At 38.2% G+C, this 24,381-nt stretch carries 25 protein-coding genes; 20 read left to right on the top strand and 5 right to left on the bottom strand.

The window, feature by feature from the left end; genetic code table 11:
* Positions 1 to 11 precede the first annotated feature (11 nt).
* Positions 12 to 1,379 carry an acetyl-CoA carboxylase biotin carboxylase subunit gene (accC, locus tag QH639_RS09920; protein ID WP_004231135.1) on the top strand — a complete coding sequence of 456 codons (1,368 nt, stop codon included), beginning with the start codon at positions 12 to 14 and terminating at the stop codon, positions 1,377 to 1,379.
* A 179-nt stretch (positions 1,380 to 1,558) separates the two neighbouring features.
* On the opposite strand, the gene QH639_RS09915 is transcribed toward accC, so the two are convergent.
* Positions 1,559 to 1,966: a hypothetical protein gene (locus tag QH639_RS09915; RefSeq protein ID WP_131522452.1), complete on the bottom strand. Its 408-nt coding sequence runs from the start codon at positions 1,964 to 1,966 to the stop codon at positions 1,559 to 1,561.
* Positions 1,967 to 2,069: 103 nt separating this feature from the next.
* On the opposite strand from QH639_RS09915, the gene QH639_RS09910 reads away from it, so the two are divergent.
* Positions 2,070 to 2,393, top strand: a complete 324-nt coding sequence (locus QH639_RS09910; protein WP_131522453.1) for a nucleoside triphosphate pyrophosphohydrolase — start codon at positions 2,070 to 2,072, stop codon at positions 2,391 to 2,393.
* Positions 2,394 to 2,507: 114 nt separating this feature from the next.
* Positions 2,508 to 2,918: an Asp23/Gls24 family envelope stress response protein gene (locus tag QH639_RS09905; RefSeq protein ID WP_004231142.1), complete on the top strand. Its 411-nt coding sequence runs from the start codon at positions 2,508 to 2,510 to the stop codon at positions 2,916 to 2,918.
* Positions 2,919 to 3,014: 96 nt separating this feature from the next.
* Here QH639_RS09905 and QH639_RS09900 read toward each other — a convergent pair whose 3' ends face one another.
* The 3 genes from QH639_RS09900 to QH639_RS09890 form a co-directional block, all read right to left on the bottom strand.
* Positions 3,015 to 4,184: an MFS transporter gene (locus QH639_RS09900; RefSeq protein WP_048392291.1), complete on the bottom strand. Its 1,170-nt coding sequence runs from the start codon at positions 4,182 to 4,184 to the stop codon at positions 3,015 to 3,017.
* Between the two features lie 124 nt (positions 4,185 to 4,308).
* Positions 4,309 to 5,211, bottom strand: coding sequence for a MerR family transcriptional regulator (locus QH639_RS09895; RefSeq protein WP_281116011.1), 903 nt, complete (start codon positions 5,209 to 5,211; stop codon positions 4,309 to 4,311).
* A gap of 12 nt (positions 5,212 to 5,223) precedes the next feature.
* Positions 5,224 to 5,388 (bottom strand): DUF2197 domain-containing protein, encoded by a 165-nt coding sequence (locus QH639_RS09890; protein WP_281116010.1) that lies wholly within the window; start codon positions 5,386 to 5,388, stop codon positions 5,224 to 5,226.
* A gap of 206 nt (positions 5,389 to 5,594) precedes the next feature.
* Between QH639_RS09890 and nusB the strand changes: the two genes are divergently transcribed.
* From nusB to QH639_RS09815, 15 genes are all read left to right on the top strand, one after another.
* A complete protein-coding gene (gene nusB, locus QH639_RS09885; RefSeq protein ID WP_004231146.1) occupies positions 5,595 to 5,978 on the top strand; it encodes a transcription antitermination factor NusB in 384 nt (127 codons plus the stop codon).
* 31 nt (positions 5,979 to 6,009) lie between these two features.
* Complete coding sequence (gene folD / locus QH639_RS09880; RefSeq protein WP_131522455.1) at positions 6,010 to 6,864, top strand: bifunctional methylenetetrahydrofolate dehydrogenase/methenyltetrahydrofolate cyclohydrolase FolD; 855 nt, start codon at positions 6,010 to 6,012, stop codon at positions 6,862 to 6,864.
* A gap of 129 nt (positions 6,865 to 6,993) precedes the next feature.
* Positions 6,994 to 7,809, top strand: coding sequence for an undecaprenyl-diphosphate phosphatase (locus QH639_RS09875; RefSeq protein ID WP_131522456.1), 816 nt, complete (start codon positions 6,994 to 6,996; stop codon positions 7,807 to 7,809).
* A gap of 230 nt (positions 7,810 to 8,039) precedes the next feature.
* On the top strand, positions 8,040 to 9,398 hold the full coding sequence (gene xseA, locus QH639_RS09870; RefSeq protein WP_131522457.1) for an exodeoxyribonuclease VII large subunit: 1,359 nt from the start codon (positions 8,040 to 8,042) through the stop codon (positions 9,396 to 9,398).
* Positions 9,395 to 9,628: an exodeoxyribonuclease VII small subunit gene (gene xseB / locus QH639_RS09865; protein ID WP_008179899.1), complete on the top strand. Its 234-nt coding sequence runs from the start codon at positions 9,395 to 9,397 to the stop codon at positions 9,626 to 9,628. The genes xseA and xseB overlap by 4 nt, the downstream gene beginning before the upstream one ends.
* Before the next feature lie 3 nt (positions 9,629 to 9,631).
* The gene (locus QH639_RS09860; protein ID WP_131522458.1) at positions 9,632 to 10,513 is read left to right on the top strand and encodes a polyprenyl synthetase family protein; all 882 of its coding nucleotides are present in this window, start codon (positions 9,632 to 9,634) and stop codon (positions 10,511 to 10,513) included.
* 163 nt (positions 10,514 to 10,676) lie between these two features.
* A complete protein-coding gene (gene dxs, locus QH639_RS09855) occupies positions 10,677 to 12,578 on the top strand; it encodes a 1-deoxy-D-xylulose-5-phosphate synthase (protein ID WP_048392297.1) in 1,902 nt (633 codons plus the stop codon).
* Positions 12,578 to 13,396: a TlyA family RNA methyltransferase gene (locus QH639_RS09850; RefSeq protein ID WP_131522460.1), complete on the top strand. Its 819-nt coding sequence runs from the start codon at positions 12,578 to 12,580 to the stop codon at positions 13,394 to 13,396. The genes dxs and QH639_RS09850 overlap by 1 nt, the downstream gene beginning before the upstream one ends.
* 100 nt (positions 13,397 to 13,496) lie before the next feature.
* Positions 13,497 to 13,946: a transcriptional regulator AhrC/ArgR gene (ahrC, locus tag QH639_RS09845; protein ID WP_004231170.1), complete on the top strand. Its 450-nt coding sequence runs from the start codon at positions 13,497 to 13,499 to the stop codon at positions 13,944 to 13,946.
* Positions 13,947 to 13,979: 33 nt separating this feature from the next.
* Positions 13,980 to 15,671, top strand: coding sequence for a DNA repair protein RecN (recN, locus tag QH639_RS09840; RefSeq protein WP_131522461.1), 1,692 nt, complete (start codon positions 13,980 to 13,982; stop codon positions 15,669 to 15,671).
* A gap of 121 nt (positions 15,672 to 15,792) precedes the next feature.
* The gene (locus QH639_RS09835; RefSeq protein WP_009370207.1) at positions 15,793 to 16,740 is read left to right on the top strand and encodes a SpoIVB peptidase S55 domain-containing protein; all 948 of its coding nucleotides are present in this window, start codon (positions 15,793 to 15,795) and stop codon (positions 16,738 to 16,740) included.
* Positions 16,741 to 17,124: 384 nt separating this feature from the next.
* Positions 17,125 to 17,916 (top strand): sporulation transcription factor Spo0A, encoded by a 792-nt coding sequence (spo0A, locus tag QH639_RS09830; protein ID WP_016993890.1) that lies wholly within the window; start codon positions 17,125 to 17,127, stop codon positions 17,914 to 17,916.
* A gap of 305 nt (positions 17,917 to 18,221) precedes the next feature.
* On the top strand, positions 18,222 to 18,401 hold the full coding sequence (locus tag QH639_RS09825) for a hypothetical protein (RefSeq protein ID WP_131521577.1): 180 nt from the start codon (positions 18,222 to 18,224) through the stop codon (positions 18,399 to 18,401).
* A 277-nt stretch (positions 18,402 to 18,678) separates the two neighbouring features.
* The gene (locus QH639_RS09820) at positions 18,679 to 20,250 is read left to right on the top strand and encodes a flagellar assembly protein A (protein ID WP_131521576.1); all 1,572 of its coding nucleotides are present in this window, start codon (positions 18,679 to 18,681) and stop codon (positions 20,248 to 20,250) included.
* Positions 20,243 to 20,971: a glycerophosphodiester phosphodiesterase gene (locus tag QH639_RS09815; protein ID WP_237898215.1), complete on the top strand. Its 729-nt coding sequence runs from the start codon at positions 20,243 to 20,245 to the stop codon at positions 20,969 to 20,971. Before QH639_RS09820 ends, QH639_RS09815 begins: the two co-directional genes overlap by 8 nt.
* 47 nt (positions 20,972 to 21,018) lie before the next feature.
* On the opposite strand, the gene QH639_RS09810 is transcribed toward QH639_RS09815, so the two are convergent.
* Complete coding sequence (locus QH639_RS09810; RefSeq protein ID WP_004231186.1) at positions 21,019 to 21,255, bottom strand: DUF2627 domain-containing protein; 237 nt, start codon at positions 21,253 to 21,255, stop codon at positions 21,019 to 21,021.
* Positions 21,256 to 21,642: 387 nt separating this feature from the next.
* Here QH639_RS09810 and QH639_RS09805 point away from each other — a divergent pair, with 387 nt between their 5' ends.
* Both QH639_RS09805 and lpdA read left to right on the top strand, forming a co-directional pair.
* On the top strand, positions 21,643 to 22,737 hold the full coding sequence (locus tag QH639_RS09805; protein ID WP_036076580.1) for a Leu/Phe/Val dehydrogenase: 1,095 nt from the start codon (positions 21,643 to 21,645) through the stop codon (positions 22,735 to 22,737).
* 177 nt (positions 22,738 to 22,914) lie between these two features.
* Positions 22,915 to 24,342 (top strand): dihydrolipoyl dehydrogenase, encoded by a 1,428-nt coding sequence (gene lpdA / locus QH639_RS09800; RefSeq protein WP_281116008.1) that lies wholly within the window; start codon positions 22,915 to 22,917, stop codon positions 24,340 to 24,342.
* Positions 24,343 to 24,381: the final 39 nt, after the last annotated feature.

Here is a 24,381-nt window from a genome sequence, read left to right as displayed (position 1 = left end):
GTGCAAAACAAATGAAAAAAGTTTTAATTGCAAACCGCGGCGAAATCGCTGTGCGTATCATTCGTGCTTGTAAAGAGTTAGGCATTCAATCGGTTGCTGTGTACTCTGAAGCAGATGCTGACGCATTACATGTGAAGTTAGCAGACGAAGCTTATTGCATCGGACCGAAGCTATCAAAAGATTCTTATCTTAGCTTCCCAGCGCTACTTAGTGTAGCTGAAAAGACAGGTGCTGATGGCATCCACCCAGGATATGGCTTCGTATCAGAAAACGCTGATTTTGCGGAAGCTTGTGAAAACGCTGGCATTAAATTTATCGGTCCATCATCTGATTCTATTAAAATTATGGGCATCAAGGACGTTGCACGTACAACAATGGAAGCAGCAGGCGTTCCACTTGTTCCAGGTACTGGTATTGTACCAGATATCGAAACTGGTAAAGAATGGGCTGCTAAAATTGGTTACCCTGTCATCATCAAAGCAACTGCTGGTGGTGGCGGTAAAGGAATCCGTGTAGCACGTACAGAAGAAGATCTTGTAAAAGGTATTGAAATTACGCAAAAAGAGGCTGCGGCAGCATTCGGTAACCCTGGCGTATATTTAGAGAAATTTATCGAGTACTTCCGTCACTGTGAAATCCAAGTTTTAGCAGATGGCTACGGTAACGTGGTGCATTTAGGCGAACGTGACTGTACGGTTCAACGTCGTATGCAGAAGTTAGTAGAGGAAGCACCATCTCCAGCTCTATCTTCTGAGCGTCGTGCTGAAATGGGTGCAGCTGCAGTAAAAGCGGCACAAGCATGTAACTATGAAGGTGCTGGCACAATCGAGTTTATCTATGACTATCAAGAGGACAAGTTCTACTTCATGGAAATGAACACTCGTATTCAGGTTGAGCACCCAGTAACAGAAATGATTTCTGGTGTAGATCTTGTACAACAACAATTAAAAATTGCATCTGGTGAGAAGCTTCCATTCACACAAGATGATATAAAATTAAATGGTTGGGCGATTGAATGCCGTATTAACGCAGAAAATGCCTATAAAAACTTCATGCCTTCAGCAGGAACTGTTGATACGTATATAACACCAGGTGGTTATGGTGTACGTATTGATTCTGCTGTCTATGCGGGCTATACAATCCCACCATATTACGATTCAATGGTAGCAAAACTAATTGTTCATGCGGATACACGTGAAGAAGCGATTGCAAAAATGAATCGTGCCTTAAGTGAATTCGAAGTATCTGGTCCTGGAATTAATACAACCATTCCATTCCACCAAGCATTGATGAACAATGACGTCTTCAAATCAGCACAATTCAATACGAAGTTCCTAGAAGAGAATGATGTATTGGGTGTAGCAGAAAAAGTGAAGTAAGCGTTCGCAATTTTAAACCTCCTAGCTATTATTAGTTAGGAGGTTTTTTTTATGTCTAAGCGCAAATAGATAGAGGACCTACTTACAGGTAGGAAGATCCATCTATAGAAGAAAGATTGACCGTTATAGAAGCTTAAACCGTTACCAATAGAAGTGTGGTGAAAAAGATGATAAAAGTTCTATTTTATAGATAGAAGATCGTTATCTGGTGTTAACATACCATTCTTTGTTGAATAGTCTCCTATGTCTCTGTAAAGCACAGCTGTCTTTATCGCATGGCCCTCTTTCACAAAGACAAGAAGGCAAATATCTTCCCGTACATCTAATCCACTAATACTACCTTTAAATTGTATGTCCATTGTTTCTTCAATCGCATCTTTCGTTGTATAAGGTCCGAAAATTTGCGCTTTTTCCCAGTCAAAATCCGTTAATTTATTTAGTGAAACTACTGTTGTGCCGCTATTTGCTTTTTCCATTATATTTTTCGCAAGCAATGTGTCTTCATTAGCTCTATTCCCCAAAAATAAAAAGAGCATTGTCAACATGAGGACAACCCCACCGATACCAAACAACCATTTTTGTAACATGCTCTACCTCTACTTTATCTCAAATTGATTCTATATTATAGAAAGAATACTATATAATAGAAGAAAGAAATAGTCATCCCCCTTAAAAGGAGTGAAACAATGGATGCCTATATACAATAAGCTAGTGAGGGATAAAATTTTAGAAGTAATTGAAGCGAAGGGTTTATCCTATCATGCACGTATTTTAGAGCCTAGTGAACTAATAAAGGCAATAAAGGCTAAAATGATAGAAGAGGCTACAGAATTTTACGAAGCCCAGCATAAAGAAGATAGTGTTGAAGAGCTCGCAGATATACTGGAGCTCATTCATATGGCTATCGGTGTGCTAGGTGTACGCTTTGAGGAGCTAGAAGTGACGCGTGAACACAAGAGAAAAGCTCGTGGGGGATTTGAAAAGGGAATTTATTTAATCGATGTAGTGGATTAGTAAAGTCGGTTTTAATTTAAAACGGCTTTCGACAGCCAAACCTTCCTTTTTATAGTATAATAAATGTAAGTACAGCACTTGTTTGTGATGTGTAAGGGAAAGGATGATATTTGTATGGCAGAGAAAGTAGGACAATCTTTCGTACAACCAACACCTTCTGGGAAAGAAGAGCTTGGAAAAATTGAGGTAGCGGCAGAGGTGATCGAGGTTGTGGCTGGGATTGCTGTTAATGAAGTAGAAGGCATTGCTGCAACTCGTGGGAATATTGCGACGGGTGTCGTGGAACGTTTCGGTAAAAAAGTACACAATAAAGGCATTAAATCAGGTGTAACGGAAACTGGTGAAATTGCGATTGATGTATTTTGCTCTGTGAAATATGGATATGCCATTCCTAAGGTAGCAAAAGAAGTTCAAACGCAAATCCGTCAGGCTATTTTTAATATGACGGCACTAGAAACAGCAGAAGTAAATGTGCATATTACAGGTATTCACTTTGAAAAAGAAGAAACAGTAGTGCATGAATAAAAAAGAAAAGGATTGCCCGATGATGATTTATTCATCAAAGGGCAATCCTTTTTAAATGGATTTCTCTAGGATTCATGTGGATGTGTATCGTTATTTTTATAATTCTATATGCTTTGGCTTTCTCCAGAATAACGCAAGTATGACGCCAAGCACCAATACGATTGTAGCAAAGTAGTATGGATAGTTCAGATTGATATCGAACAATACACCACCTAGGATAGGGCCAAAAATATTACCAAGACTTGTAAACATAGAGTTCATGCCACCAACAAATCCTTGTTCATTGCCAGCAATTTTCGATAAATACGAAGTAACGGCAGGTCGAATTAAATCGAAGCCTACGAAAATAAAGAATGTAACGAATAAGATGGCAAAATAATGACTCACAATCGTCATGGCAAATGTTAATACTGCTGAAAGGATTAGTGAGTAACGAATAACATTAATCTCACCCATTTTCTTTGTCAGCCAATCAAATAGTATTAATTGAGCTAGTGCGCCTACAATACCACTTCCTGTAATAATAATGGCAATGTCCGATGGTGTAAACGCAAATTTGTGATCGACGAATAAGCTAAACAATGATTCGAATGCAGCGAGGCCAAATGATAGCACGAAAATAAGAATGAATGGTATGAAGTAGAGTGGACTAAACACACGCTTGACACTACCTAACATGGATTGTGCTACTTCTTCATTGTCTGTAGCACGTGTTGGCTCTTTTAAAAATAGCAATGACAGGATAGCTGCAAACAGACCAAGTACCCCAGCTGCATAAAATGGGACACGTGTACCAATTTCAGCCAAAAATCCACCGATCCCAGGGCCGATAATAAAACCTGTGCTAATGGCTGCACTCATATAGCCAAGTGCCTTAGGACGCTGTGCCAATGTCGTAATATCAGCTATATAGGCGGTTACGGCTGGCATAATGAAAGCTGCACTCACGCCACCTAACATACGAGAGACAAAAAGAATTTCAACAGAACGACCAAACCCAAATAAAAACTCAGAAAGTCCAAAAATAAAAAGACCTGCAACAATCATAACTTTGCGGCCAATATTATCAACAAGCTTACCTGCAATTGGTGATGCAATTAATTGTGTAATGGCAAAGGCTGCCACCATATAACCAACGACAGAGCCAGAAATATGTAGCTCATTCATGATGGTTGGTAAAACAGGGATGACTAAACCAATCCCTAAAAAGGCAATGAAAAGATTAGATAATAAAATAGCTAAGGTTATATTTTGTTTCTTGCTCATAAACTTCTCCTTCTAATTGTTCGCGATACATGTTTTCAATCTACTAGAATATTTCCATGTAATACGATAAACCCTATAGTAACTATAGGGTCAAAAGATTTGTTTTTATTTTTTAAAATTTTTATCAGTTTGGGAGTTCTGGCTGAGAGTTATACGAATGCGCCACTACTTTTTCGAAGGAACTTTGTGTCTCTTGTTTTTGCCTAATCTTTAACTCTACTATAAATTTCTTTTCTTTTTCCATAGTGAGCGTTGCTGGCATGTATAGCTCATACACTTGCGACTCAAATAGTTCCTGCTGAGTTAATACATGATTTCTCAATTTTTCATAGAATGAAAAATAAGTATCAGGATCGTAAATAAAGGCAATGCATACATATTTACCGCCAGGAATAATAGTTTGTTGTATGTTTGGTGAAAGCTGCGAAAATGTGCGCTCCGTTAATAGGGGAGTGAAAATAGCATCATAAATGATGTCATTGACATCTTTATAGGGCTCTAGTGGATAAATACAGCCATAACGACTGTTTAAGACACTGCCTTCCTTTTCGATGATTTTAATTAAAGTGGCATAGTATGTACTGGTGCTCGATGTCGGTGTTAATGCAGTAGTGGTTACTTGAAGAACGGGCATTGCTTCCTCTATCTGCACATAAATTTCACCGAAGACTGGGATATCAATTTGCTCTTGTAATTGCTTTTTTGTTTTCAGTAAAGTATTTTTTGCTTCGTTTAAACGTGAAATTTTTTCATTGATGCGTAGCTCCTGCTGAGCTAAAAAATCAAGCAATTCCTCAGAGGTTAATCTAAGTGCTTTTTTTATATCATCGAGCGTCACGCCGATATATTTAAGGGACTTTATAATGTCTAAATAGAATAGCTGATTGCCTTTATAATACCGATAATTGGTGAAGGTATCGATATAAGCAGGCTTAAATAAATCAATTTGATCATAATAACGTAATGTCTGAACCGATAAGTTTGAAAGTTTGGCAACCTCACCTATCGTATAATAATGTTCCTTCATAAATGGCCTCCACTAATAAAAGCTAAAAAAGTTTTGAATGGCATCAAAACGAATTTTATGCTTGCATCCACCCAGTAAAATAGGTGAGATGTACGTTCCTTCATTTGTTGATATTTTTTTCACCTTCAACCATTTTAAATGTTTTTTGCAGCTAGAACATATAGCTTCATGTTGCATTGTGACACCTCTAAAGTTTTTTCTTTATTATACCATTCCGAACAGGAAACATTTATTTTTGAATACCACTATTCGATGAGAAGTGGGCTTAAACAAAAAGTTCCTTGAAAAAGGTTCAGATTATTGAAAACTTGCTTGAAATCGTGTTTCTCATGTGATTTTATGCTATTATAAACCTTAATGCCACTTAAGAAGGAGAGCTTTACATGAAACGACATGAAGCACGCGAAAAAGCGTTGCAAGTTTTGTTTCAGCTAGACAATACGGATCTAACAGTTGAAGAAGCAATGGGCCATATTAAAGGTCAACCTACCAATGCCTTCTACGAAAAGATCGTGAATGGAACAGCTGAACATTTGGAGGAAATCGATGCTACATTAGAACAGCATCTTGAAAAGTGGTCACTTGCCCGTCTACCCAAAATTGAAAGAACGGTTTTACGTTTAGCTGTATATGAATTGTTATACATGCCAGAAACACCAAAAAGAGTAGTACTAAACGAAGCAATCGAGTTATGTAAAACATTTGGCGATGATAGTTCATCTAAATTCGTCAATGGTGTACTTTCTAAATTTACAGAACAAGAATAATGTGTTGAATTGGAAGGAGTAACGAAGGTTTATGTCAAGTGCAATTATTAATGGTAAAGAGATTGGTCAAGAAATTCGTAATGCTGTAGCAGAGCGTGTCATTCGTTTAAAAGAGCGAGGGCTAACACCTGGTTTAGCGGTTGTATTAGTTGGAGACAACCAGGCATCAGCTACATATGTGAGAAATAAACAAAAATCTTGTGAAGCGATTGGTATGTTTTCAGAACTCATTAAATTACCAGAAGAGACAACGCAAGAGGAATTACTAGCGCAAATTGAGCTTTTAAATCAACGTGAGGATATTCATGGTATTTTAGTTCAATTACCACTCCCAAAACATATTGATGAGGATACAGTCATTGCAACGATTGCTGTCGAGAAGGACGTCGATGGATTCTCACCTGTAAGCGTTGGGAAAATGATGCTTGGCCAAGATACATTTTTACCTTGTACACCGTTTGGCGTGATGAAGCTTCTTGAGTATTCAGGAATTGAAATCGCAGGAAAGCATGCTGTAATCGTAGGTCGTAGTCATATCGTTGGTAAACCAATGGGACAACTACTTTTACAAAAGGATGCTACGGTAACCTATACACACTCTAAAACGCCAGATTTACCTTCATTTACAAAACAAGCAGATATTTTAATTGCTGCAGTTGGACGTGCAAACTTTATTACGAAAGAGCACGTGAAAGAAGGGGCTGTTGTTATTGATGTAGGCATTAATCGCGATGACAACAATAAATTATGCGGTGACGTAAACTTTGCAGAAGTAGATGGAATTGCGTCTCATATTACGCCTGTACCAGGTGGTGTAGGACCCATGACCATCACGATGTTACTATTCAACACAGTGCAAGCAGCTGAAAATACGCTTGCAAAATAAAAGACCTTTTGAAAAAAGTCATCTCAACATTGTTTGAGGTGACTTTTTTGTTGTGTAAAATCAGAACTTTTCTTCGATTATGTCGTCTAATGTAACGTTTGGGACATACATACTGAGGAGGAGGTTTTTATGGAAAATATCGATATTGTGTTAATTGTCAAGCATATCATTATTGGACTTGTCCAAGGCTTTACAGAGCCAATTCCTGTATCGTCGAGTGGACATGTAATGATTGCTAGCGAAATGCTGGGACTAGGTGAACAAGGTTTTACTTTTGCTATCTTAACAAATACAGCTTCGTTACTTGCTATTATGTATATTTATCGTGAGGATATTGTTCGTCTGATCAGTCATTTTTTTCTTTACTTAAAAACTGGAGAAAAGCGGTATAACGCGGATTTTCGCTTTGCTCTCTATATTATCATCGGTTCAATTCCTGCTGGCGTTTTAGGGGTGTTATTAAGTGATGTCATTGCAGATAACGTAAGTATGACGACGATTGCGCTCATGCTATTTGTGACAGGGACTGCATTATGGCTAATTCGTAATATGCGTGGCAAGAAGAACGATGCGGATTTACGTGCTAAAGATGCCATCATTGTAGGGCTGGGGCAAGCAGTTGCTTTAACGCCAGGTATTAGCCGTTCAGGAGCCACGATTATTTCCGCCATAGCAGTAGGAATGAAGCAGGATACAGCCTTACGTTTTTCCTTTATGCTTTATATTCCTGTAAGTTTAGGTGGGGTAGTCCTTGGCATTACAGATTTTTTAGACGAGCCGAGTAAAGGTGCATTAGCTCTTCCATATGCCGCCACTTTCTTGGCAACTCTCATTATGACTTATTTTGCGATGCGTTGGTTTATGGGCATTATGAAAAGTGGTAAACTTAGCTACTTTACGTATTATTGTTTTATTGTAGGAACTCTTTTATTACTATTCTATTAAAATATAAAGTCTCATAACGTATGAAGTTATGGGGCTTTATTTGTTATTTGTCATAATATACGGTTTCTAATAGTGAGAACGTGTAGGAATGTGTTATAGTTGTTTTTCAATAGAAGAAAGACAGTCATTTTTTCTACCGAAACTGCATTTTGGCACGTCAACGACTGCAAAAAATGTTATGATAGGTGTAGTTTTGTGAAAAACTTGATTTTAGTAAAGGAGCCGAAAACATGTCCTCTGCTTCTTATTTAACAGTAAAAGCGTTAACAAAATATATTAAACGAAAATTCGATGCAGATCCACATTTGCGTGAAGTGTATGTAAAAGGTGAGTTATCGAATGTGAAAATTCATCAATCCGGCCATATTTACTTTACATTAAAGGATGATGGTGCCCGAATAGCTGCGACGATGTTTAAAACAGCGGCTACCAAATTAGCGTTTGAACCAAAGGAAGGTATGCAAGTATTTATCCGAGGGGATGTAAACGTTTACGAAGGCTATGGAACCTATCAGCTATATGTACAAGAAATGCAACCGGATGGCATTGGTAGCTTATTTGTTGCCTTCAATCAATTAAAAGAGCAATTACAAAAAGAAGGCCTTTTTAAACCTGAGTGGAAACAACCGATACCAAAATTTCCTGAAAAAATTGGTGTACTCACGTCAACAACTGGTGCAGCTATACGGGATATTTGTACAACCTTAAAGAGGCGTTATCCACTTGCTGAAATTTTGATTTATCCAACACTTGTGCAAGGAGCTCAGGCTGCACCGAATATTGTGCAAAATATTCAACGTGCTAATCAAGAGGCAAGCTGTGATGTGTTGATTGTCGGGCGAGGAGGAGGCTCCATCGAGGATTTATGGGCTTTTAATGAAGAAATTGTGGCAAGAGCTATTTTTGAAAGCCGAATCCCTATTATAAGTGCGGTTGGCCATGAAACAGATACAACGATCGCCGATTATGTAGCCGATTTACGTGCACCTACTCCAACAGCTGCTGCAGAGATGGCTGTGCCAGATCAAGCGGATCTCTACCAACGTGTGCTTACGCAGAAATCACAGCTTCATCAAATGGTTAGGTCGCAACTTATGGCAGAGCGACAACGTCTAAATAAGCTCCAGCAGTCTTATCCATTGTCCATGCCGGAAAGACTTTATCGACCTTTTACAGAAAGATTGGCACAGCTTGAGTCAGGGTTGCAGGCAGCAATGCAAGTGAGCTTGATGAAAAAAGCTGCCCAACTTCAACAATTACATAGTACGGTGGAGCAACATTCACCCAAAAAGGCACTTGCTTTTCATCAGAGAGAGCTTGAAGCGCGCGTTCAACAATTATCACGTGCTACAACGTATTATGTGGCAAAACAGCAACAACAATTTGAGTCAACCGTTAGAACATTAGAAGCTTTAAATCCACTGTCCATTCTAACAAGAGGATTTACAGTAGCATATAAAGATCAGCAAATGATCAAATCATCCACTGAGGTGCAAAAGCAAGATCAACTGACACTGACCTTCCATGATGGAAAGGTTGTGGCTAAAGTGACGAATATCTTGCCAAAGAATGAGGGGGAATTGTTGTGACTGAAAAACAACAAACATTTGCAGAAGCCATGACGGCATTAGAAGAAATCGTTCGCCAGTTAGAACAGGGTGATGTGCCATTGGAAAATGCGATTGATTTATACAAGCAAGGAATGGAGCTATCAAAGTTTTGCCATAGTAAGCTGCAACATGCTGAGGAGCAGCTTGTATCAATTGTCCAAGAGACTGGTGAAACAACAGCATTTGATCCACTAAAGGGAGAGAATTAGGAAATGAATGAGCCATTAAAGTACTTTATTGAAAGCAATACACCACAAATTGAAGAGACGATGTTTGCACTTGTTGAACAAATTGATGCACCCGCAGATTTAAAGGAATCCATGCTTTATTCATTAAAGGCAGGGGGGAAACGAATTCGTCCTCTTTTTGTGTTAGCGGTACTAGAGCTTTACCGCGAAAATCTTCAGGACGGTTTGATTGTCGGTTCGGTCATTGAAATCATTCACACGTATTCTTTAATTCATGATGATCTACCAAGCATGGATAATGATGATTTCAGAAGAGGCAAGCCAACAAATCATAAAGTTTATGGAGAAGCGCTGGCTACGCTTGCTGGAGATGCATTAAACACACTGGCATTTGGCATTTTAGCACGTATGGATATCTCTGCTGAAAAGCGTATTGAACTTGTCCAATTGCTAAGCGTTGCAGCAGGTGCAGAAGGCATGGTTGGTGGTCAAGTACTAGATATGGAAGGGGAGCAACGTCAGCTTAATTTAGCTGAATTGGAACAAGTCCATGTCAATAAAACAGGTGCTTTATTGCGTTTTAGTATTGAAGCGGGAGCCGTACTTGCAGATGTATCAGCACAAGACCGTGCTACATTGAAACAATATGCGCATCATATTGGTTTAGCTTTCCAAATTCAAGACGATATTTTAGATATTGAGGGAACGACTGAAGAACTAGGAAAAACAGCTGGAAAAGATGTCGCTAGTGATAAAAGCACTTATCCAGCCCTCTTAACCCTAGAGGGAGCAAAAGAAAAGCTTGCTGAGCATTATCAACATGCCATTAACGCACTCGATCAATTACCAATAGATGTCAGCCTATTACGTGACTTTGCTGCTTATATAGTTCATCGTAAAAACTAAGAGAAAATCAAGGCGTTGAAGGAAAAGAATATGCTAGAATAGGTGGGAACGTTTGCAATATGTAAACAATGAAGTGCTCGTACTTTTAGCATATTGATAACACTGCTATAATGGTGGAAACACAATTGCGGTGAATATTTTATTGAAAAGGTGTGTGAGAAAGGTGGATTTAAATAAAATAACTAGTCCATCCTTTTTAAAAAACTTAAATAAGAAGGAACTTGAGCAGCTTGCCCAAGAAATTCGTACCTTCTTAATCGAAAAATGTTCTGTCACAGGTGGGCATATCGGGCCGAATTTAGGCGTAGTTGAGTTAACGATGATGCTGCATAAAATGTTTGACAGTCCTAAAGATAAGTTTTTGTGGGATGTTGGCCACCAAGCTTACGTGCATAAAATTTTAACAGGTCGTGCGAGTCAATTTGACACACTACGTCAGTTCAAAGGGCTTTGTGGATTTCCAAAGCGCGTGGAGAGTGAACATGATGAGTGGGAAACAGGTCATAGCTCGACATCTTTATCAGCAGCCATGGGTATGGCAGCAGCACGTGATATAAAAAAAGAAAACAACTTTGTTATCCCTATTATTGGTGATGGGGCTTTAACAGGTGGTATGGCACTTGAGGCATTAAATCATATTGGCCATGCAAAAACAAATATGATTGTCATCCTCAATGATAATGAAATGTCGATTGCACCAAATGTTGGCGCATTACACAATGTTTTAGGTCGTCTACGTACAGCCAAGGAGTATTCAAAAGCCAAGGAAGAGCTGGAATCACTTATTAATAAGATTCCAGTACTAGGTGGAAAGCTTGCCTCTACTGTTGAACGCGTAAAGGATAGCTTAAAATATTTAGTAGTATCTGGAGTGTTTTTTGAGGAGCTAGGTTTTAAATATCTAGGTCCAATTGATGGACATGATTTTGAAGCGCTTGAAATGACATTATCACATGCGAAAAAAGTAAAAGGGCCAGTCCTTGTTCATGTTATTACGAAAAAAGGAAAAGGCTATAAACCAGCCGAGGATGATACAATTGGGAATTGGCATGGAACAGGGCCTTATAAAATTGAAAATGGTGCCTTTGTGAAGTCTGAAACTACTGGACCAGCTTGGAGTAGTTTAATTGCTGAGACAGTTCGTAAAATTGCTCATGAAAATGAGCGAGTGGTAACGATTACACCTGCCATGCCTGTAGGTTCAAAGCTACAAGGTATTCAAAAGGACTTCCCAAATCGTTTCTTTGATGTAGGGATTGCGGAGCAGCATGCGGCAACGATGGCTGCAGGATTAGCTACGCAAAAGATGAAGCCATTTTTAGCAATTTATTCTACGTTCCTGCAACGTGCATATGACCAAGTATTGCATGATATTGCTCGCCCGAATTTAAATGTCTTTATTGGTATTGATCGGGCTGGTTTAGTGGGAGCAGATGGGGAAACACATCAAGGTGTATTTGATATTGCTTTCCTTCGTCATATTCCGAACATGACAATCATGATGCCAAAGGATGAGAATGAAGGGCAACATATGGTAAAAACAGCGATTGATTATGATGGTGGTCCAATTGCACTTCGTTATCCACGTGGTAATGGAATTGGTGTGCCATTAGATGATGAGCTGATAGCTTTACCAATTGGTAGCTGGGAAGTTTTACGTGAGGGGAAAGACGCATCTATTTTGACATTTGGAACAACGATTCCAATGGCAATGGCTGCTGCTGAAATGCTTGCGCAACAAGGAATCGATATTGAAGTGGTCAATGCTCGCTTTATCAAACCGATGGATGAGGATATGCTACACCGTATATTATCTAGTCAAAAACCGATTTTAACAATTGAAGAAGCTGTTCTACAAGGTGGATTTGGTAGTGGTGTATTAGAGTTTGCTCATGACCACGGCTATTTAAATGCGCTAGTTGATCGAATGGGTATCCCAGATCAATATATTGAGCATGGCAACGTAGATCAGCTACTCGCAGAAATTCATATGACAGCAGAAGATACGGTTGCACGTATGCACGTATTACTTCAACAAAAACAGCAAGTGGGTTTGAATAAATAATGACAAAACAACCAAAAGAACGTGTAGATATTTTACTTGTAGAGCGTGGACTATGTGAAACAAGAGAAAAAGCAAAACGGTCCATTATGGCAGGCCTTGTCTTTTCAAATGAAATACGAATTGATAAGGCAGGCGAGAAAATTGCCGTGGATGCACCGCTACAAGTAAAGGGCTCAGATTTAAAATATGTGAGTCGTGGAGGCCTTAAATTAGAAAAGGCGCTACAAATTTTTGATATGTCTGTAGAAGGGAAGCTAATGCTTGACATTGGCTCCTCTACAGGTGGCTTTACAGATTGTGCCTTACAACATGGTGCAAGACATTGCTATGCACTAGATGTTGGTTCGAACCAATTAGCATGGAAAATACGTTCCGATGAACGAGTGACAGTAATGGAGAAAACGAATTTTCGCTATACAACGGCAGCCGATTTATCAGAAGGTTTACCTGATTTTGCAACAATCGATGTTAGCTTTATTTCGTTATCACTGATTTTACCAGTATTAAAAACATTATTGCTGCCAGGCGGGGATGTTATGGCATTGGTGAAACCTCAGTTTGAAGCTGGGAAAGATAAAGTAGGTAAAAAGGGAATTGTTCGTGATAAAAAAGTACATTTAGAAGTTTTGGAAAAAACGGCTGCAATGGCAACTGAAATTGGTTTTGTTGTAAAAGATGCTTCGTTCTCTCCAATCACAGGTGGAGAAGGAAATATTGAATTTTTATTCCATTTAGTGAATCCTATTGAACAAGAAGTGCTACCTGCATATACAGCTTTTAATGCACTCGTTGAAGAAGCGCATAATTCTTTAAAATAACACGTGCTCGCTTATAGAGCCGTGTTTTTTCTTGTGCTTTTTTGTTGAAAATGGTAGTGTGATTATACACATATACAATTATTTATAAGAGGTGATTTCGTTGAATAAAGGGCAACGACATATACGGATTCGGGATATTATCGCCAATCATGAAATTGAAACACAAGATGATTTAGTCGATTTTTTAAAAGAAGCAGGCTATAATGTGACACAAGCTACAGTATCAAGAGATATAAAAGAGCTTCATTTAGTAAAAGTACCATTACAGGATGGGCGTTATAAATATAGCCTACCCGCGGATCAACGTTTCAATCCAGTCCAAAAATTACATCGTGCATTAGCGGATGCTTTTGTAAGTATTGATGGGGCATCACATTTTTTAGTCATGAAAGCTCTTCCTGGGAATGCGAATGCCATTGCTTCCCTACTTGACCATTTAGATTGGCCGGAAATTTTAGGGACAATTTCTGGAGATGATACCATTTTAATTATTTGTCGAAATGAAAATGAGCGTGAAAATACAAAAAATCGTTTATTAGACATGCTATAAAAAATGGTTAATTTGATTTAGAGGTGACAATTTGTGTTAAGAGAGCTTAGTATTCGAAACTTTGCTATCATTGAGGATTTGACTGTCAGCTTTTTAGAAGGCTTAACAGTTCTCACTGGGGAAACAGGTGCCGGGAAATCCATTATCATTGATGCGGTGCATTTACTTGCAGGTGGACGAGGCAACACTGAATTTATTCGTCATGGCGCAAGAAAAGCAGAATTGGGTGGCTTATTTCAAATTTCGAGTTCAGCTCATCCTGTTCTGAAAAAGTTAGAAGAAGCAGGCATTGAAATAGAAGAAGATACAATTATTTTACGTCGTGATTTGAATGATACTGGTAAGAGTATTTGCCGAGTGAATGGTAAGCTTGTGCCTTTATCGGTACTAAGAGACATTGGGGCAAGTCTCATTGATATTCATGGCCAACATGAAAATCAAGAGCTAATGGATGAAAAACAGCACATCAATTTGCTGGATCAGTTTGCAGAAGAAGAGCTGTCGCCAATTCAAAAAAACTATCGTTCCCAATACGATGAATACCGTTTGCTCAAAAAAGACTTAGCTTCTATATCCATTGATGAGCAGTTGATGGCACAACGTATCGATTTGTATCAATTTCAAATTAAAGAGTTGGACGAAGCTAATTTAAAGTTAGGTGAAGAAGACGAGCTTCTAGATGAACGCCGTCGTTTGATGAATTTTAACAAAATTTTTGAACGTTCTAGTGCAGCCTATGAAGCCATTCAGGGTGAAACAAAAGGGCTTGATTGGATTGGAACGGCAATGGGTGCTTTAGAAGATGCTGCGACGGTTGATGAGCAATTCAAAGAGTCATCTGAGGCAGTGACAACTGCGTTTTATGCATTACAGGATGCAGCCTATCAGGTAAAAAATGTGTTAGATGAATTAGAATTTGACCCTGCACGTTTAAACGAAGTTGAGCAACGTTTAGCGCTGTTGCAAACTTTAAAACGCAAATATGGTACGACAGTGGAAGAGATCTTGGCTTATTATGAAAAAATTAAAAACGAGTTAAATGAGCTGTTGAATCGTGATGAGATTTTGCAGGTGAAAGAACGACGTGTGTTAGAGATGGAAGCTGTACTCAATGAGCTGGCTAGTGAACTTTCAACTGTACGTAAAGCTGCAGCTCAACAATTGAGTGAAGCAATTATGGCAGAGCTACGTGAATTACATATGGAAAAAGCAAAATTTATTGTCAATTTCGATGAATTACCCTATTTCGATGCCAATGGGAAAGATCAAATTATCTTCTACATTTCCACAAACGTTGGGGAACCACCAAAGTCTTTACCGAAAATTGCATCAGGTGGAGAATTATCACGAATGATGCTAGCGTTGAAAACGATTTTCTCTTCTTCCAATGGAATTACTTCCATTATATTTGATGAGGTGGATACAGGTGTCAGTGGTCGTGTTGCGCAAGCGATTGCAGAGAAAATTGCCGCAATTTCTGTTAATTCTCAAGTTTTATGTATTTCACATTTACCTCAAGTTGCAGCGATGGCTGATCATCATTACTTCATCAAAAAAGAAGTCGAGCATGATCGAACGTTTACTTCCTTATCAGAAATTGATCAAGATGCTCGTATAGAGGAAGTTAGCCGTATGATGTCCGGAACAGAAATTACAGCTTTGACACTACAGCATGCCACGGAGCTTTTAAAAATGGCAGATGAACGAAAAAAACAAATGCGTTAACCATTATTCCAGAAACAGTTCAGCTGTTTCTGGCTTTTTTCATTTTGCGCAAATATTTACCGCTTATAAGAACGTCACAACAACACATAGTAAAAAGACAAAAATGAAAAGGAGGTGTCGTATGAATCGTCATTGGCGTCAATTAGTCATTTTGCCTATGCTCATCTTTTTATTAGTGATGCCTATACAAGCTTTAGCCGCCAAAAAGCTTATACCGATGGGCGAAGCAATTGGAATTCAACTTCAATTGTCACATGTATTTGTCGCACACGATGTACTATTAGCTTCCAATCAGTGGATGAAAGGAGGCGCTGTTATTGAAAAAATAAACGATATACCAGTAAAATCCCTTGCTGATGCCAAGCAGGCTGTGGCAAAAGATGGCCAACAGAAATGGACGATCAATAGTGAAGGCCAACAAATTACATTGGAATTACAAAACCAAGAAGCAGAGCATGTCATTTCCTTTTTAAAAGATGAAACAGATGGAGTAGGAACACTGACTTATATTGATCCAGAGACAAAAAATTACGGTGCACTAGGTCATCAAATTGTCGATTCAACCCTACAAGAAGCCCCTGTTTTTAGAGCTGGCTCCATTTTTTTAGCTTCTATTCAGCAAATCCGAAAAAGCACACCAGGCCAACCAGGCTATAAAATTTCCTCCATTGAAAAGCATCAAGAACGTCTAGGCAGTATAGATAAAAATACTATTTATGGTATTTTTGGCCGCTGGGAAGACGGTTATCAACAAAGATTGCCCAAAGCGATAGAAATTATGCATGAAAAAGATATAAAAACGGGGAAAGCTGAAATCTATACAGCCATTGAAGGCAGTAAGGTGGAAACCTTTTCAATAGAAATTACCAAAGTGGAAAATGAACGCCTTGAATTTATAGTATCTGACGAGAAGCTCATTGAAAAAACAGGTGGCATTTTGCAGGGAATGAGTGGCAGTCCTATTATCCAAGACGGTCGTTTTGTCGGTGCTGTGACACATATGTTTGTGGAGGAGCCGAAAAAAGGTGCAGCGCTAACAGTAGCGGAAATGTTAAGAAGGTCTTCATAAAAAGGTATGAAAGGTAAAAATCCGTTTAATTTTCCCCAGGCAGGACAAAAGCTGCGGGAAACTACACGGATTTTTTACCTTTATTTCATCGAATCCAACATGTATTTCCGATAATTTCCTGAAGAAGGCATGATATTTAAAAAAACTGTAGTTTTATCTACTAAATTTATCTAAAATAAGTTATAAGAGCATTCGACAAGTCGCGTCATTTAGCGTAACTTGTCGATATAAAAAGAAAGTATCGGACTACATACTCATTTTTGGAAATAGAAAAGGTTTTTAAAACAAAAATGTCGAAAATTCCACAGTGTGCCAAAAACGGCATTTAGGGGTTTAGGTTATCGCTTTGAGGTGTTCAAAGCAAGTCCAGAAGGAGGAATTGAAATGACAAAGGTAAAAGTAGCGATTGCAGATGATAATCGTGAGTTATTAAAAACGATGGAGCAGTATTTTCAAGGACATGCCGAAATAGAAATTATTGCAACTGCTTCAAATGGAAAAGTATGTCTACAAATGCTTGAGGAATTTACACCAGATATTTTACTTCTAGATATAATAATGCCTCATCTTGACGGTTTAGCAGTATTAGAGTCCATGTATCAAAATGAAAAAATGTCATCAATTCAAGTCATTATGCTAACGGCTTTTGGCCAAGAGGATGTCATGAAACAGGCGGTGGATTTAGGAGCTTCTTATTTCATGCTAAAGCCCTTTGAATTCGACCAATTGGTACAAAAGATTTTACATTGTGCTGGACAGAAGGCGACACTTCCGAAAAAAACAAGCGTATTACAACCGACAGTACCTCAAAAATTAAATCAGCATCAATTAGACAGTACGATTACAGCCATCATCAAAGAAATCGGTGTACCTGCACATATTAAGGGCTACTCTTATTTGCGTGAAGCCATTCAAATGGTCTTTGAGGATATTGAATTATTAGGATCTGTGACAAAAATTTTATATCCAGAAATCGCTAAAAAATTCAATACAACACCATCCCGCGTGGAACGTGCGATTCGCCACGCCATCGAGGTTGCCTGGAATAGGGGCAATTATGAATCCATTTCATCAATGTTTGGTTATACAGTCCATCACTTGAAATCCAAACCAACAAATAGCGAATTCATCGCCATGATCGCAGACAAAATTCGTATTGACATGATGGCTAGCTAGTATCGATACAGATCATTAACATATACAGCAATTATACTTCGCATAGTATAGCGCCTTTTTAAATCTTATTGTTTAAAGGGGCGCTTTTTTTGTTACTTTAACAAATACTGTGGAAATTATTGTGGTTGACCTTTAACATTGATACCGTTAAAAGAACGTCTAAATCAGCTAAAAATACGCGATATATACATGAATAGTGGATTTAAAGACATATTCTAAGTTGAATAGAAAAATCATTTGAGACCTTTTCACAAAACTTAAAGTAGGTGATCACAATAAAAAGTATAAATTTTCAATTAGATGGAATGAATTCACTCGAAATCACACAGATAACAGAAGAGCTATTTGAGGTGCGTTTAGCATTCGGTGGTAAAATAAGTATGCAATATATGAATCGACAGCAACTGATACAACTAGGTTCTACTTTTCAAATTGAAAGGAATATCCATACGTTATTAGATAAAAAGACCTATATTGACCTATAGTTTAGTGGGAAGCACCTCTTGATACCTGTACTTGGAAGGTGATTTATTCAAAATAGTCTGATGGAATTACTTTGAATTTATCGGTAATTTTAATAAAAAACTCAAAAACAAACAATTTATTAGTATGAAATATCTATATTTGTTTAGAGAAAATAAAATATTGTCTTATATTTTAATGATTAAGTGGTACTATTTTCTTTCTCGGTAGTGACAATGGTCTCTAAACAAATGTATGTGGATTGTATATACTTACATGTAGAGGGAAGGAGGAGGTAGCTTGATTCTAGTTCGAAATGAAAACTTCGAAATTTCTGAGGAAAATGGCAAGGTATTTATGCTTACTTTTAGCGCAGGTTTCCCACTAAAAGAATTTGATAGCATCCTACGTAGTCATCCACGACTGAAATTATCTAATTTTTCAATTTTAAAAAATGTGTTATCAACCCAAAATACCAAACCTGTTGAAATTGGACGTTGGCTTCCGAACATTGAAGCAGAAGTGGCACGTGATAAGATGTCAGCCTCTGTTTTTATATATGAAACGATTGATTATATTCAAAATAATAAAGAAAAATTAACAGAACAAATCCGCGAAACACTCAATGAAAATGGAATTATACACGGCATATTAGATTTTGATATATTGAAGGCTGAACCAGGAAAGGCATTCTTAATTGCTCAAGGCGAGCAACCAATTGCAGGAATAGATGCACAAATTACATACTTACCTAAACCCGAGAGAAAGCCAGTCATTCGTGAAGATGGTAAAGCGGATTACTATGATATGAATTTTATTTCAGAAATTTCAGAAGGCTCTTGGCTAGGTGAAAAGATTCCTGCTACATTAGGTAAACCAGGGAAAAATGTGCTAGGTCAAGAAGTTGCTGCTGTACCTGGACGAGATTATCCTATCAAATATGATACAAAATCTGCTTATGAAGTAGAAGAAGACGGAAAAATCGTCATTCGCTCGAAGATTGCTGGCGTTTTAGATGATGTCAAAGGCATGATTGGTGTAAACAGGCACCTTCCTATAAATGGTGATGTTGGGGTAGAAACAGGGAACCTTGAATTTAATGGGTCACTTAGTATTAAAGGTACAGTAACAAATGGCTATACAGTTATTGCGACTGGCGATATTTCCATTGAAGGGGCTGAGGGTGTAAGCGGTGCCAAGCTTATTAAATCCATTGAGGGTGATGTATATATCCGTGGGGGGATCTTTGGGCTTGGTTCAACAGTGGTAGAAGCAGGTGGCAATATATTTGTTAAACATGTGAATGAAGCAAATTTATTTGCAGCTAATAGTATTCATATTGGTTTTTACGCACTAGGATCACAGCTTTCTGCTCATTCGATTTATGTGGATGAACGAAAAGGTAAAATTATTGGGGGACGTGCAGTAGCCAAAAATACGATTGTTACGGCCATTTCAGGAAACCGATTAGAGCGTCGAACTGATTTAATAATAGAAAGTATAAATAAGCAGGAAAATAGCACCGTGATGCAGGAAAAGGCAGCGCAGCTAAAACAATTGCAAACAGAGATTTCAACACACGAGAATAGCATGAAAAATTTATTGCCTTTTCTCAATCAAATGTCCAAAGAACAATCAGCATCATTTGAAGTAACAAAGCAAGCCTTAACTAAATTAAAGGCAGAAGCGGTTACGTTAGATCGTGAAATAAAATTATTGATGGATGAAATGCGTTATGTAGGGAAAGAAGAGATTATTGTGACAAAAGAGGCCCACCCTGGAACTTATATTCAAATTGGCAGAAAATCATCTTTATTAAGCAAAATGACGAATGGTAAATTCCTGCTAGAATTTGGTGAGTTAAATGTCTAAGGCAGCTTTTATCCCTGTTTTTGCACATCGAGGTGCTTCTGCTTATGCATTAGAGAATACCTTTCAAGCTTTTGAAAGGGCATTAGAACTAGGTGCTGATGGGATTGAATTAGATATTCAATTCTCAAAAGATGGATTACCTGTAGTGTATCATGACCCACAATTATCGAGGTTAGTAGGCACCAATAAATTGGTGAGTGATTGTACGATGGAGGAGCTTCTGCGCTTTAAACTTGGCAAGCCTTGGAGACGTCTATTTTCGTCCTATAAAATGCCAGCGTTTGAGGCAGTTTTAGCATGGGCAAATATACAGCAGATGCCGTTGAATATTGAATTAAAATCAACGATCTTGGACAATAAGAGTGGGCTAATTCATTTTCTTGGAGGGTTGGCTCTGCCAAAGGGTAGTCATTTTTCATCCTTTCACTATGAGCTTTTAGAGATCGTAAAAAAGCATAGACCTGAATTTGAAACGGCCCTTATTGCTACGAAAAAAATAAAATGGGATCTTCTAGCTGATTATAAAGCGGCTGATAGTGTGCATATGCATAAAAGGTACTACAAACCAAGATACTTAGAGGCCTGCGTTACAAGTGAAAAAGCATGTCGTTTTTATGCTATTGATGGCACAGAACCATTTTTAACCAATCCGCACCCTTCTGTTATTGGTTGGATTACGGATTATCCTGACAAAGTCATCACATCTCAGCAACGGGTATAAAAAGAGCTATCCAGTAAGTCTTCCATGACTTATTTGGATAGCTTTTTTTATTTTTTTTGGAAGCGTGGTGCTACTTTTCCGTTTTTTCGATCACGATGCAGTAAAAATCCAGCGAAAAACCCAAAGCCTATGACAAAGAAAATGACACCAACTACAAATTGCAGCCATAAAAATGGGAATGGTGAAATGAGCTTACCAAATAATGTATCACGCATAAATTTAATGCCACCTGCAGCCATAAGACCTGGAATAAGCATTACAATAAATGCAGCTAAACGGGCCATGTATACCCCTCCTTATTCCTATGATTAATTTTACCTGTGGATGGGGGAATGTCAAGGAAGGGAATAAACCAATATAATATTTTTAGCTAAAAACGTGACAGGACAGAAAGTAGCAATTGTAACTGAATGTTTAGAAAATTCTTACTTAAATAAGAATATGTAATAATAGTTGCGAAATTGTGAATTTGTCAGTATTGTAAAAATAAGTGGAGCAATATTATCCATTACTAAACAATTTCTTCTTTAAGTATTAGGGTCTAAACACCTACTACCGAATAGGAGCTCAGAATTTGCTGAGTGAGTACGCTATAAAGATTAGATTGTTAGATAAAACTTGATTGGATGGGCATTTGGGGATGCACTTTCCAAAGCAAAGGGGCGAGTTTCATGGAAATCTTCAAGTATATGGAAAAGTATGATTACGAACAATTGGTATTTTGCCAAGATGAAGCATCAGGGTTAAAAGCGGTTATCGCTATCCATGATACAACACTTGGACCAGCACTAGGTGGGGCACGTATGTGGACGTATGCTTCGGAAGAAAATGCAATTGAAGATGCATTACGTTTAGCACGCGGAATGACTTACAAAAATGCTGCAGCTGGTTTAAACCTTGGCGGTGGAAAAACGGTCATTATTGGTGACCCATTTAAAGATAAAAACGAAGAGATGTTCCGTGCATTAGGTCGTTTCATCCAAGGATTAAATGGCCGCTATATTACAGCTGAAGATGTAGGTACAACGGTATCGGATATGGATTTAATCCATGAAGAAACAAATTATGTAACAGGAATTTCTCCTGCATTTGGTTCTTCAGGTAACCCATCTCCAGTAACAGCTTATGGTGTTTACCGTGGTATGAAGGCAGCTGCAAAAGAAGCATTCGGTTCAGACTCACTAGAAGGTTTAAAAATTTCTGTACAGGGTCTAGGAAATGTAGCCTACAAGCTTTGCGAGTATTTACATAATGAAGGAGCAAAACTTGTTGTAACAGATATCAATCAGGCAGCTATTGATCGAGTTGTTAATGACTTCGACGCGATTGCAGTGGCACCAGATGAAATCTATGCACAAGAAGTTGATATCTTCTCACCTTGTGCATTAGGGGCAATTTTAAATGATGAAACAATTCCGCAATTAAAAGCGAAAGTGATTGCTGGATCTGCCAATAACCAATTAAAAGATTCACGTCATGGTGACTACCTACATGAATTAGGTATCGTCTATGCGCCAGATTATGTAATCAATGCTGGTGGCGTAATTAACGTTGCAGATGAATTATATGGCTATAATCGTGAACGTGCAATGAAACGTGTTGATGGCATTTATGATAGTATTGAAAAAATCTTTGCTATTTCAAAACGAGATGGCATTCCAACATATGTGGCAGCGAACCGCTTAGCTGAGGAACGTATCGCTCGCGTAGCAAAATCTCGCAGCCAATTTTTAAAAAATGAAAAAAATATTTTACACGGTCGCTAATTTACACGGTTGATACATGAAGAGAAGTCGCATTGTCGACTTCTTCTATTTTCAAGAAGAAATTAGGTCTTAAATGAAATAATGCTAAAGTTTTTCTAAAGACTGACTGTTAAAAATATCACTTGGTTATTGTTTAATAGAATCCTTTAGCACTTTTCTCAATAGGGGGGAATAAACATGGCTCAAAATTATGATGTTGTCATTTTAGGTGGAGGTACAGGTGGATATGTTGCAGCCATCCGAGCTGCTCAGCTAGGCTTAAAAACAGCCATTGTAGAGCGTGAGCGTTTAGGAGGTACATGCTTGCATAAAGGCTGTATTCCAAGTAAAGCCTTACTCCGAAGTGCAGAAGTATATCGTATGGCTAATAAAACAGCTAGCGAATATGGCGTCGATATTGAAGGTGTGACATTACAATTTGACAAAGTTCAAGCTAGGAAACAAGCAATCGTTGAGCAATTAAGTCAGGGTGTGAATACACTGATGAAAAAAGGCAAAATAGATGTTTATCATGGTACAGGGCGAATTTTGGGTCCATCTATTTTCTCACCTATGCCTGGTACAATATCTGTAGAAATGTCCAATGGCGATGAAAATGAAATGCTTGTGCCTACGAATGTTGTCATTGCAACGGGCTCAAAGCCTCGTGGTATGGCAGGGTTAACGATAGATGGGCAATATGTGCTGAATTCAGACCACGCATTACAGTTAGAAAGTTTACCAAAGTCCTTGCTGATCGTTGGTGGTGGTGTCATTGGAATTGAGTGGGCATCTATGCTATGCGATTTTGGTGTATATGTAACAGTGGTAGAATATGGTCCATCCATTTTACCAGCAGAAGATGCGGACATCGTTAAAGAAGTGACGAAACAACTTGAGAAACGAGGCGTTCGTATTGTTACGAATGCTCGCTTAGATACAAATACATTCAAAATTGAAAATGATAACGTTTTCATTTCTGCGCAAGTGAATGAAAAAGAAGAAGTTTTTGAGGCTGATAAACTATTACTTTGTGTAGGACGTGAGGCGAATACGCAAGGTATTGGTCTAGAAAATACAGAGATTCAAGTGGAGAATGGCTTTATTAAAGTGAATGATTCCTATCAAACGAAAGAGTCTCATATGTATGCCATAGGAGATGTGATTGGTGGCTTACAATTAGCGCATGTTGCTTCTCATGAAGGGCTTTCGGCTATTGAGCATATAGCAACAGGGAAAACAGAGACATTGGATGCACTAAAAGTACCAAAATGTGTTTATTCCTATCCAGAGGTTGCTAGCATAGGATTAACAAAAAGTGCTGCTAAAGAACAAGGATTTTCATTAAAAATTGGTAAATTCCCGTTTAAGGCTATTGGTAAAGCATTAGTAAATGGAGAGACAGAAGGCTTTGTCAAAATTATTGCTGATGAAGAAACAGATGATATTTTGGGTATTCATATGGTAGGACCTCATGTAACAGATTTAATTGGTGAAGCATCGTTAGCAAAAGTGTTAGATGCAACACCATGGGAAATTAGTCAGGCAATTCATCCACATCCATCCTTAAATGAGGTGTTAGTGGAATCTGCTCTAGCAGTGGATGATCGCGCTATCCATTTTTAATTTTCTGAATTTCATAACTAACATATCCAAATGTGGGGA

The organism is Lysinibacillus sp. 1 U-2021 (assembly GCF_029916965.1).
GTDB lineage: Bacteria > Bacillota > Bacilli > Bacillales_A > Planococcaceae > Lysinibacillus > Lysinibacillus capsici.
The sequence above is the reverse complement of the archived record's forward strand: the minus strand, read 5'-3'. Positions and strand labels throughout refer to the sequence as shown.